Genomic DNA, 11,562 nt, shown 5'->3' with positions numbered 1-11,562 from the left:
CGAGGCGTACCCAACTCACGCTTGGGAGAACGCGTATGTCCCACACCGCCCCGTGGCGCAAGCTGTGCAACTGCCGTTGCCCGCTGCACCACGGCTTCCCGCGCACCGACTACTTCCAGCCCGGCTGCGCCTGCACCATCACCTGCGACACCCAGCCCATGACCCTGCTGGCCGAGCAGTGGGGCTGCGCCCTGTTCCTCGACAGCAACGGCGATCTGTGGCACGTCAACGCCCTGGCCAACGGCCAATGGGATTGGGAGCACGGCGGCGAGATCGACGGCCGCGCCGACACCTACGACGACAGCGTGCACATCGAGCGCCTGCTCCGAGAAGCCGCCCGCGTTCTGCGACGCCAGATCCGCTGAACCCCTACCCCGAACGAGTTCAAGGTGGGCCGCCCGCGTGGGCGGCCCACGGCCCTTTTTGCGTTTCACCACCTTCTTGAGGAGACAGCTGTGTACCGCACCTACCGCAACCCCTTCGACCGGCCCTGCGACTGCCGATGCCCGATCCACCAGGGCAGTCGCCGAACGGCCTACGACGAGCCCGACTGCCACTGCTTGATCACCTGCGCCAGCCAGCCCGCAACGCTGGTCGTGCCCGAGGTCGGCGGGATTCTGTTCCTCGACTACGGGCTGACCTTGTGGTTCGTGCCCGGCCTGGAACCCGGGCACTGGGACTGGCGATGCGCCGTCCCAGTCGGCTCCACGCACCCCCTCGGCAAGGCCGCAGACCATCTCTCCGACCTTCTCTACGAGGCCCATGAGGCTCTGCTGCCGCTGATCTACCGCATGTAACCCGAGCCATTTCTCGTTCCCGCCGGCCGCGCACCCGCGCGGAGCCCGGCCTTTTTTGTTTTCACCGAAAGGCAAAGCATCATGACCAAAGCCATCATCGGCATCGTCACCGTCGTCATCATCGGCTGCTTCGGCCTGCCGATGCTCCTGCTGTCGGCCGTCATGGGCGGCCCCGGCGGCTGCGGCACCACCACCGGCCTCTCGGTACTGGCCTCCGGGCAGCCGCCCGGCGTCGGCAGCTGGGACGCCGAACAGCTGGAGATCGCCGCGACCATCATCGACGTCGGCGTCTCCAAAGGCGTACCCCAGTGGGGCTGGACCGTCGCGCTGGCCACCGCCATGCAGGAGTCCAACCTGCGCAACCTGCCGTTCCTCGGTGACCGCAACGACCACGACTCGATCGGAGTGTTCCAGCAGCGGCCCAGTCAGGGCTGGGGCACCGTCGAGCAGCTGGCCAAACCCGCCTACCAGGCCGGAAAGTTCTTCGACAAGCTGCTGACCATCCCGGGCTGGCAGACCATGCCACTCACGCAGGCCGCCCAAGCCGTGCAGGTCTCGGCGTTCCCGGACGCATACGCCAAGTGGACCGACGACGCCATCCAGCTCGTCCAGCAGCTGACCAGCACCCTGGCCGATTGCGCCACCGACGCCCTCGCCGCCCTGCCGGACGGGTTCACCCTGCCGATCGACACTCCGCCACAGGTGATGACCGCGATCTTCTGGGCGGTCGGCCAGCTGGGCACCCCGTACCACTTCGGCGGCAGCTGCTCCGACCCGCACTCCGGCGACCCCGACAAGCAATGTGACTGCTCCTCGCTGATGCAGGCCGCCTACCGCGCCGCCGGAGTCTCCATCCCCCGCGTCACCACCGACCAGGTCAACGCCGGAACGAAGATCAGCGACCCGGCGCAGTTGCTGCCCGGCGACCTCATCCTCATCCCAGGCAGCGAAGGCACCATGTCCAACCCGCGGCACGTCGGCATGTACCTCGGCCAAGGCTTGATCATCCAAGCCCCGAAAACAGGCGACGTCGTGAAGATCTCCCGGCTGTCATCATGGATTGATCAGGTGGCAGCGATCAGAAGGATCGTCACCTGGTGAGGCCGTGTAGGTCTCAATGATCTGGCGTCGTCTCACGGACTTGCCGGACTACTCTGGCGGGTCCGCCGTCTTCCTGAGATGTTCGCCGTCCTGCGTTGGCACAGGTCGGTCCGGTACTCACCGATAAGGCCAGCCGGGCGGCGGCGGGTTGTGGGGGTCTGTGCCCGAGTACATGTGTTGCCTGCCGTAGGCAAAGCACTCCAGGCAGACGCTTCTGCCAGAGGCGGCGCGGTACCCGCTTTTCGTGCGTACGACTGTCTCGCCCAGAGACGACATGGCGGCGCATTCCCGGGTCTTATGGGTGATGCCGTTATAGGTGTAGGTCGCGGTTCCGGTCGGCCGAGGTGCGTCGGCGTCGCCGCACACGAGGCACAACGTCATGGCCCCGATTCTACGCAGGCCCGCTGACGCGGTTCCGGTCCTGCTTCACGCGCGTCGCCCGGCCCCGCGTACCCCTCGCCGAGGGCTGTCGGGCAGCCTAGGCGGTGGGCCTTGTGCTGAGTGCGAACGCGGCGAGTGCCCATTGTCGCCACTGCTCGTCGCTCATGTCCCGGCCGTGACCGAGCAGGCAGCCCAGCGAGCGGCGTACGGCGGCGCTGTCCGCGCCCCGGCCGGTCGGTAGCTGGTCGGTGATGAGCTGCCGCAGGCCGGGGATCATGCCTGCCCGTCGCCACTGCTCGGGGTATTCGTTGGCGAACTCGTCGACCGCGTTGGCTGCCATGGAGTCCTCCGGGCGGTGAGGGCTGCGCTACCCGCAGCTACCTCCCTGGTGTGGGCTTGGCACGGTCGGCGGCAGCCGCCGTCAGACCGGCCCGAGTCCACCGTCCACCCTGTGGAGAGGTCCACGCCGTTCGCCTCGGTGGCCCGATCAGTGGATGTGCGCACGAGTCCGACCCCGCGGCGGCTCGTACGGCGCCCACTGCCGGCTATAACGAGGCTTCGAGTCAGGCCCTCCCTCCCCGGCTACACCCCGGATAGGGCGTGTTTGCACTGGTCAGCACGGCTGTCGCGGGGTGGATGGGTGCTCGGCTTGACGGTCCGGGCGTATTGAGCGGGAATCGGCGCTGTCTACCTGATCGCACCATCCGACCCCGGGGGGCCGCCATGACCCATGACCGCGATTCGCAGCCTGTAGCCGACGCCCTAGCGGCCGTACGCGACGCCGTAGACCAGTGCCATGCGGTGCTGGCCGACACCGATCGGCACCGGGTGGCGGACCTACTGGCTACCGCGTCAGCGGCGAGTGATCTCACGGCGACGATCTTGCGCATGGTCGCCCCACTGGCCGACGAGACGGAACCCGGAACCGAAAACGCCTTGGAACGGGCGGCGGACCTCGCGGCCGACAGCCGGGGCTACATCGTCACGGGACTGCACCTCATGGCCGGAGCGAAGGCCATCGCCGACGCGGTGATCTCGCTGCGGCAGGTCACCGCCCGGTCCGCGCAGCGCAGAGTCGTGACCCAGCCCGCCGAGCGCGGATGGTGGATGGGCTGGGCGGCGCTACGTGCTCGGGCTGTTCGCTGGTGGCAGGAGGTCTGGATGCCACCCGACCCTGACCCTCGCCAGGCCACGCAGTACAGCTGGCGGAGCGTATATATTCGGAATCTGCGGTATTCCCTCGGCCTGCGCGCACAGGTCGCCCTCGCCTGGCTCACTCACGCCGCCTACGGCACCGGCGCGAACAGGCTGGCGCAGAGGCTCAGCGCGGCGTTCACTAGATGGGATATCTGCCGCTGGTATTCCAGGTCCCGTCCCGACCTCCGGCGTAAGGCTCACCTGCTTGATGCCCGGTCGCGAGATCGTGAGGAGTGCCCTGCTACGGCGGCCCGGGATCAGCGCCGCTATGACCTCCTGAAGACTGGACACAACGCGCCCTTTCGCCATCCACATGAGCGGACCGTGCTGGCGTCTGCGAGACCCGCGCTGCCGACGATAAAACCCGTGAGCACCGGGCGTCTCCGGATGCTGGGAATTGCGGTTGCGGTGGCCGGCGGGTAAGGCTTGCCGTCGCCAGAGCGCAGGCCGTGGCGTCCGCCGACGAGCAGCGGTCGGTCCTCGTCCGAGGACGACTTCACCCGGTTGCATATCGTGTCGAACTTGTGTCGGTCTCGGGCGAGGAAGGCGAAGCTTTGTTCAAGAGCCAACACGCTGCCGTCCTGAACGCCTCTGTCGGGCAGCGGCCAACGTGTATGCATCCGAGAATGCGGCCGGGTCAGTATGGTTGAGCAGCCTGGAGGCGCTGACATCGCCGCGAGCGGGACGATCATCACCACGGAGCCAAGGTCGCTGCCGGTGCGAGAGCGGACAGGGTGGTCATGTCCGGGCCCACCCAGTTGCCGGGCTCCTGGCTGTCGGCGGAGCTGGCACTCCGATCGGGTGCTTCCACGGAAGCACGCCGCCGCCGCGGCCGTAACTGTCGCGGCACGCCTGCCGGACGGGCGCGCCCGGCGGTGGCGCGATAGCCTTTGCCCTGGCTACCTGCATTGGAGGCACCCGAGCGGTCGGCTCGGCGCGCCGGTGGCGCATTCGGTGGCCGAGCCGGTCTAGGTTTCGGTCCATCGGGGCGGGCGGGCGGCGGTTCCGCCGATCAGTGCAGCGCCTCGAGGTCGTCGCCCGGGTGGTGGTAAACCGTTGCCGATGTTGGACGCGATGGCTTCGCGTACCCAGTCCGGGTCGCGGTGTCGTCGGCCGCCGACATCCACTGGGCGATGACGTCGACGCCCTCGGTGGGGCAACCCTGCGCCTGGCCGGGCAAGGCGACCGCGATCCACACGTCTTCGCCGAGCAGCTGCACGGTTTCCGGATGGCGCGCGGATTTTCGGCTCGGCGCCGATGCTGGAACTGTCGCCCAGGTCGTCGGCGTCGATGCCGTAGGCCGTTCCAGGTCGTGCATCCCGGCCAGGCCCGCCGTCAGGACCATCGCATGGTCGGGGTGCTGCTGGGCGGGGGTGAGCCGGCCCTCGACGAGGCTGCCGAACTCGGCCCACGCCGCTTGCGTGGCGTCGACACCATGTCGCGCAGCGTCGACCAGTCCATCCCGGCAGCCAGGCCGTCGACGACCACTGTCCAGCACCGGTGGCGGCCGCCCTTGCGCACAGTGTCGGCCTGCACGCGGCGTCGCGCGGTTGCCCTGCCGGGCTGCCGCCGCGGTGCCGACCAGCGCCGCGGTGAACGTGGCGGGGTGTGCGTGTCCCGGATCGGACGCGGGTTCCTCTGGGAGCCGTTGCGATAGGTCGTTATTTATGTGCCGGGGATGACAGCGTGTGCGAGTTGGATGCGCGAGTGGAGGCCGAGTTTCCGGTAGACGCGGGTGAGGTTCGCTTCGACTGTTTTGACGCTGATGGTGAGGGCTGTGGCGATGTCGCGGTTGCTCGCTCCGCTGGCGGCGAGCTCCGCGCAGCGCTGTTCGGCGGTGGTGAGGCGCGGGAGCGTGTCGCGGTGCGTGCGGGCGGGGTCCAGCCGGTGGAGGGTTCGGATGGCGGCTTCGTTCCAGGGGTGTGCCTGGTGGGTGTTGAAAAGCTCGGCGGCGCTCTGCGCGGCGGTGCGGGCGCTGGCGCGGCGGCGCCCGCGTCGTTCGGTGTGGCTGAGTGCCAGCAGGGTCCGGCCGCGTTCGATGGGCAGGTGGTGGAGGTGGTCGGCTGCGTCGGTGAGGCGCTGGGCGGCTGCGTTATAGTCGCCCAGGGTGGCGTCCAGGAGTGCCTGGGAGCGTTCGAGCGCGGGCAGGACGGAGCTTCTCCCCAGGTCGGTAGCGGTGCGCCGGGTTTCGGTCAGCAGGTCTCGGGCTTGGTCGAGGTGGCCGAGGCAGATGAGGGCTTCGGCGAGGTCGGCGTGCCAGGGCAGGACGGATGGGTCGCGGACCTGCTGCCGGGTCTCAAGTGTCCGGACCTCCTCCAGCGCTTGCAGGGCTTCTTTCGGATGGCCGGTGACCAGCAGAAGGTGTCCGAGGGCGAAGAGGTTCCGGGAGAGGAAGACCTTGTTGTCCTCCCGGCGGGCGGTGTCGGCCCCGCGGCGTGCGTGCGCGAGGGCGGAGTCGGTGTGCGAGGCGATGCCTTCGACGAGTGCGGAGGTGTAGCACGCCGGTCCGGGGTCCAGGCCAGCCCCGCCTGTCAGCGACTGGGCTCGGTCGGCGTAGTTCAGGGCACGTGCGCATCGTCCGGCGCGGATCTCGACTTCGGCGAGGCTGCGCAGGATGTCGACGGTGCCCTCGGCGTCTCCCGACCGCTCCGCTTCGACAAGCAGTGGCAGCAGGGCGTTGCGGGCTTCGTCCAGGTGGTCGTCGAAGAGGGCGTGGCGGGCACTGAGCTGTTCGGGTGTGGCGTTGACGGGGATGTGTGTGCTGCGTGGCAGGGACAGGGCGTGGCGGAGCGTTGTCTCGGCTTCGGGGTGGCCGAGGATGCGTTGGACGCGGGCCTGCATGGTGAGGGCCATGGCGGTGGTGGCGGTGTCGCCGGCGGTCCGGGCCAGGCTGGCGGCCTGGGCGGCCAGGGCGCATGCCCGGCCGGGGTTGCCTTCGTTGACGTTGGCCCAGATCGCCTGGCGGATGAGGATCTGCGCGGTCAGGTCCGGCTGGTCGGCCGCCTCGTGGAGTGCGTCGGCGAACAGTTCGTCGGCGCTGTGCAGGTGCTGTCCGCCTGAGTCGATCAGGGTGATGAGGGCGTTGACGCGTTGGGCGGGGCTGCTGTCGTGGTGCAGGACGAGGCGGACCGCGATCTGGCCGCGGAGCAGGTCGCCGCAGTGCGCGGCGTCGCGGACGGCGGTCAGCGCCCGTTCGGTGAGCAGATCGGTGTCGGCGTGCGGGGTGCGTTCGGCGGCGAGCAGCGACAGTTCGGCCGCTAGTGCGTGTTGTCCGCGCAGCCTGGCGCGGGCGGCGGCGCGGGCGGCGTGGTAGGCCGACTGCGGGTCGGTGATGTCGGCTGCCAGCGTGGTGTGACGGTCCCGGCGGACGCTGTCGTGGCTGGCTTCGGCCAGGCGGGTGTGCAGGAGCCTGCGTGCGGCCGCTGGCGGCCGGGCCGCGAGTTCTGCGCCGATCGCGGCGGCGGTGAACCGGATCTTCCCGTCGGGCTGCCCGATGTCGATCAGTCCGGCTGCCTCGGCCTCGGCCAGGAGGCTCTCGGCGGCCGGACCGGCGAGGCGGCTCAGCAGTACGAGGTCGGGCTGATCGTCGAGCGCGGCGAATGTCAACAGGTGCTGGACGTCGGCCGACACGGTTCCCAGCCATTCGCCCACCAGTCTTCGGGCCGCCGAGGGGAGCAACGGGTCGCCTTCGGGACCCCGAGTGGCCGACATGTTCGCGGTACGGTCGTGGGCCCCGGCCAGGGCCAGGGCCAGGGCCGGGTTTCCGCCGCTGCGGGTGTGGGCCTCGGTGACCTGGTTGGCGGACAGCCGGTACGGCGACAGCAGGGCCGCGATCTGCTCGGCCGTCATCGCGGGGATGCGCACGGTGCATGGGTCCTCCCCGCACCAGTGGCCTGCGGCCCCGGGATGCCACGTGCGTTCGGCCGCGATGACGGGAAGGTTCGGGGCCATGCGCAGGGCCCAGCGCAAGATGGCCGCGCTGGCCGGGTCCAGCCACTGGGCGTTGTCCACCAGCAGCGTCAGGGGCGGTGTGTCGCGCAGCAGTGCGGCGGTCAGCCGGCGCAGCCGCAGGGCGGTCTTCGTGTGATCGACCGAGCCGGGCTCTGCGGCGTCGTCGAGCCCTGCCGCCAGCTTCTGGGCGCCAGGCTGGGGCTGCAGGGCGAGCGCGAGTTCGAGCAGTGCGGCGTGGGGGATCCGGCTGTCTTGCGGGCCTGGGGCCAGACGCACGACGGGCAGCTTCAGTTGCTGCCCGAGGACACCGGCTGCGGTGGTCTTGCCGATCCCGGGTGGCCCGAACAGCACGACCCGTCGGGTGCGGTACACCTCGGCCGGTATCACTGGCAGCAGGTTGCCAGGCGGCTCCTGGAACGCACTCGTCACCGTCGGGAAGTCTGCCATCGGATCATGATGCACCCAAGGTGCATTGTGCGCCAGGACAAGGGGTTGCCCTGATTTCGGCCAGCCTCCGCCTTTCCTAAGGTCGTCGCCAAAGCCGAGCTGTCACCGGCTGCCGGACACCCCGCTAACCCGGGTCCTGCGGCCACCCCCTTAACCCCAGCCCGGCGGAAGGATTGCGATGTATCGAAATAATGCTGCGGCGGCCGCTGCCGTGGTTCTGTTTGCAATGGGCGCCGTGACCGGGGTGGCCGCCCCGTCGACCGCGGCCACCCCGCCGCCTGCGCCCGCGGTGGCGCAGAGCCCGTTGTCGCTGGCGATCTCCGCGGCCGACCGGGCCGCCGACGGCGGTCACGACGCGCTGGCCAAAGGCCCCTTCGAGCAGTACGACCGGCGCATGGTGATCCCGTGGGTCGACGGGCTGTTCTCCATCGCCTACACACGCACCTACCGGGGCCTGCCGGTGGTCGGCGGCGACGCCGCCGTGCTCGCCGACGGCAAGGGTGCGATCCGGGCGATCTCCGCCGCCACCAAGACGAAGATCAACGTGTCGGTGGTGCCGACCGTCGCCGTCGACCGTGCCGAGCAGACCGCCAAGAGCCTGCTCGCGAAGGTCGACCGGGTCGAGTCGCGCACCCTGGTGGTGCACGTCAAGGACAGCACCGCCCGCCTCGCATGGGAGGTCGTCGTCGCCGGACGCACCGCCTCGGCGCCCAGCCACCTGCACGTCTTCGTGGACGCGCGCACCGGCCAGGTGCTGGCCAAGCAGGAGGACGCCGCGGCGGGCTCCGGCACCGGCAAGTGGAACGGGCCCAGTCCGCTGCCGATCACCACGTCGCAGTCGGGCAGCACCTACTACCTGCGCGACACCACCCGCTCCGGCCTGAACTGCCAGGACTACAGCACCAACACCGTCTTCTCCGGCCCGGACGACAGCTGGGGCAACGGAGTGGGCACCAACACCGAAACCGGCTGCGTCGACGCACTGTACGGGGCGCAGAAGGAATGGGACATGCTGTCGAGCTGGCTGGGCCGCAACGGCCACAACGGAAACGGCGGCAGCTGGCCGATCAAGGTGGGCCTGAACGAGCAGAACGCCTACTGGGACGGCTCCACGATCACGATCGGTAAGAGCACCGCCGGCAACTGGATCTCGTCGATGGACGTGGTCGGCCACGAGTTCGGCCACGGCCTCGACCAGAACACCCCCGGCGGCACCAGCTCCGAGTCCGGACTCGGCGAGGGCACCGGCGACATCTTCGGCGCGCTGACCGAGGCCTACGCCAACCAGTCCAGCGCCTACGACGACCCGGACTACCTCGTCGGCGAGGAGATCGACCTCGTCGGCAACGGCCCGATCCGCAACATGTACAACCCGTCGCTGGTCAACGGCGACCCCAACTGCTACTCCTCGTCGATCCCGAACACCGAGGTGCACGCGGCCGCGGGCCCGCTCAACCACTGGTTCTACCTGCTCGCCGAGGGCAGCGCGCCCGGCGGCGGCAAGCCGGACAGCCCCATCTGCTCGGGCGGCCCGTCGTCGGTCACCGGCGTCGGCATCCAGTCCGCCGGGAAGATCTTCTACGGCGGCATGCTGCTCAAGACCTCCGGCATGACCTACAAGAAGTACCGCACCGCGACCCTGACCGCCGCGAAGAACCTGGACTCCTCGTGCGTCCTGTTCAACCGGACCAAGGACGCGTGGAACGCGGTCACGGTCCCGGCCCAGACCGGCGACCCGACCTGCACCGCGACCAGCACCGACTTCTCGATGTCGATCAGCCCCACCTCGGGCGGCGTCAACGCGGGCTCCTCGGTGACCGCGACGGTCAACACCGCCACCGTCTCCGGCAGCGCGCAGACCGTGTCGCTGACCTCCTCCGGCGCCCCGTCCGGGGTCACCGTATCGTTCAGCCCGTCGTCGGTCACCTCGGGCGGCAGCTCCACGATGACGGTGGCGACCACGTCCGGCGCGGCCGCGGGCACGTACACCATCACCGTGACCGGCACCGGGTCGGTCACCCACACGGCCCAGTACACGCTGACGGTCAACGGCGGCACCCCCGGCGGCACCGCCCCGGACATCAGCGTGTCCAACGTGCAGGCGCACCTGACCCAGCTCAACACCATCGCCACCAACAACGGCGGCAACCGCCGCTCGACCGGCCAGGGCTACCTGCAGTCGGTGGCCTACGTCAAGGGCAAGCTGCAGACCGCCGGCTTCACCGTCACCGAGCAGCCCTGCACCTCCGGCTGTACCAGCGGTGCCGGCCCGAACCTGATCGCCGAGTGGCCCGGCGGCAACGCCGCCAATGTCTACATGTTCGGCGCGCACCTGGACAGCGTCTCGGCCGGTCCCGGCATCAACGACAACGGCTCCGGCTCGGCGGCGCTGCTCGAGGTCGCTCTCGCGCTGGCCGCGCAGAACCCGACCATGCTGAACAAGGTCCGCTTCGGCTGGTGGACCGACGAGGAGCAGGGCCTGCTCGGCTCGAAGTTCTACGTCAACTCCCTCACCAGCGCCCAGCGGACGGCGATCAAGGCGTACTACAACTTCGACATGATCGGGTCGAAGAACGGCGGCTACTTCATCAACAACATCAGCTCGACCGCGTCGCAGCCGATGAAGGCGTACTGGGACTCCCTGAGCCTGCAGCCGGAGGAGAACGTCGAGGGCCAGGGCCGCTCCGACGACGCGTCGTTCCAGAACGCGGGCATCCCGACCTCCGGCTACGCCATGGGCGCCAGCGCCACCAAGACCTCGGCCCAGGCGTCCAAGTGGGGCGGCACCGCCGGTCAGCCGTACGACTCCTGCTACCACTCCTCCTGCGACACCACCAGCAACATCAACGCCACCGCCCTGGACCGGGCCGCCGACGGCATCGCCTACACCCTGTGGAACCAGACGGTCGGCACCTCGACACCGACCAACGACTTCTCGATCTCGGCCAGCCCCGCATCGGGCACCGTGAACGCGGGGTCCAGCACCACGACCACCGTCGCCACCGCCACCACCTCGGGCAGCGCCCAGACGGTGAACCTGACCGCCACCGGCGCCCCCACGGGCGTGACGGTCTCGTTCAGCCCGTCGTCGGTGACCTCCGGCAGCTCCTCGACCGCCACCATCTCGGTCGGCTCGTCGGTGACCGCCGGCACCTACACGATCACGATCACGGGTACCGGTGCGGTGTCGCACAGCACCACGTACACGCTGACCGTGCCCGGCGGGCCGGGCGGCTGCACCGCCGCCCAGCTGATCCTCAACGGCGGGTTCGAGAGCGGCACCTCGCCGTGGACCGGCTCCACCGGCGCGATCGGCACCTCTATCGGGCAGGTGCCGCGCAGCGGCACCCGGTACGCGTGGCTCGGCGGATACGGCTACACCGCGACCGAGGCCATCAGCCAGACCGTCACCATCCCGTCGGGCTGCACCAGTGCGGTACTGACCTACTGGCTGCACATCGACACCGACGAGTACGGGGCGGTCGCCTACGACACGTTCACCATCAAAGCCCGCGCCACCACCCTGGTGACGCTGTCCAACGTGAACGCGGCGGCGGGCTACACCCAGCGCACCATCAACCTCGGCGCGTACGCCGGCCAGACGGTCACGCTGACCTTCACCGGCACCGAGGACGCCTACCTGCAGACCAGCTTCGTGCTGGACGACGTGACCCTGCAGGTCGGCTAA

8 protein-coding genes are annotated in these 11,562 nt (G+C 69.6%); 5 read left to right on the top strand and 3 right to left on the bottom strand.

The window, feature by feature from the left end:
- Positions 1 to 35 precede the first annotated feature (35 nt).
- The 3 genes from HDA40_RS18405 to HDA40_RS18395 all read left to right on the top strand — a co-directional run bounded on the left by HDA40_RS18405 (position 36) and on the right by HDA40_RS18395 (position 1,898).
- On the top strand, positions 36 to 365 hold the full coding sequence (locus tag HDA40_RS18405; protein WP_253757504.1) for a hypothetical protein: 330 nt from the start codon (positions 36 to 38) through the stop codon (positions 363 to 365).
- 90 nt (positions 366 to 455) lie between these two features.
- Entirely contained in the window at positions 456 to 797 is a 342-nt protein-coding gene (locus tag HDA40_RS18400) for a hypothetical protein (RefSeq protein ID WP_253757502.1), read from the top strand.
- A gap of 81 nt (positions 798 to 878) precedes the next feature.
- The gene (locus HDA40_RS18395) at positions 879 to 1,898 is read left to right on the top strand and encodes a C40 family peptidase (protein ID WP_253757500.1); all 1,020 of its coding nucleotides are present in this window, start codon (positions 879 to 881) and stop codon (positions 1,896 to 1,898) included.
- 478 nt (positions 1,899 to 2,376) lie between these two features.
- On the opposite strand, the gene HDA40_RS18390 is transcribed toward HDA40_RS18395, so the two are convergent.
- The gene (locus tag HDA40_RS18390) at positions 2,377 to 2,619 is read right to left on the bottom strand and encodes a hypothetical protein (RefSeq protein WP_253757498.1); all 243 of its coding nucleotides are present in this window, start codon (positions 2,617 to 2,619) and stop codon (positions 2,377 to 2,379) included.
- Between the two features lie 383 nt (positions 2,620 to 3,002).
- On the opposite strand from HDA40_RS18390, the gene HDA40_RS18385 reads away from it, so the two are divergent.
- Positions 3,003 to 3,899, top strand: a complete 897-nt coding sequence (locus tag HDA40_RS18385; protein ID WP_253757496.1) for a hypothetical protein — start codon at positions 3,003 to 3,005, stop codon at positions 3,897 to 3,899.
- Between the two features lie 589 nt (positions 3,900 to 4,488).
- On the opposite strand, the gene HDA40_RS18380 is transcribed toward HDA40_RS18385, so the two are convergent.
- Positions 4,489 to 4,974: a hypothetical protein gene (locus tag HDA40_RS18380; protein ID WP_157545949.1), complete on the bottom strand. Its 486-nt coding sequence runs from the start codon at positions 4,972 to 4,974 to the stop codon at positions 4,489 to 4,491.
- Positions 4,975 to 5,141: 167 nt separating this feature from the next.
- Complete coding sequence (locus HDA40_RS18375) at positions 5,142 to 7,874, bottom strand: LuxR family transcriptional regulator (protein ID WP_253757494.1); 2,733 nt, start codon at positions 7,872 to 7,874, stop codon at positions 5,142 to 5,144.
- A gap of 226 nt (positions 7,875 to 8,100) precedes the next feature.
- Between HDA40_RS18375 and HDA40_RS18370 the strand changes: the two genes are divergently transcribed.
- A complete protein-coding gene (locus HDA40_RS18370) occupies positions 8,101 to 11,562 on the top strand; it encodes a M28 family peptidase (RefSeq protein ID WP_275978260.1) in 3,462 nt (1,153 codons plus the stop codon).

Source organism: Hamadaea flava (assembly GCF_024172085.1).
Taxonomy (GTDB): Bacteria; Actinomycetota; Actinomycetes; order Mycobacteriales; family Micromonosporaceae; genus Hamadaea; species Hamadaea flava.
Note: the sequence above shows the minus strand (reverse complement) of the source record. Positions and strands in the feature narration are given on the sequence as shown.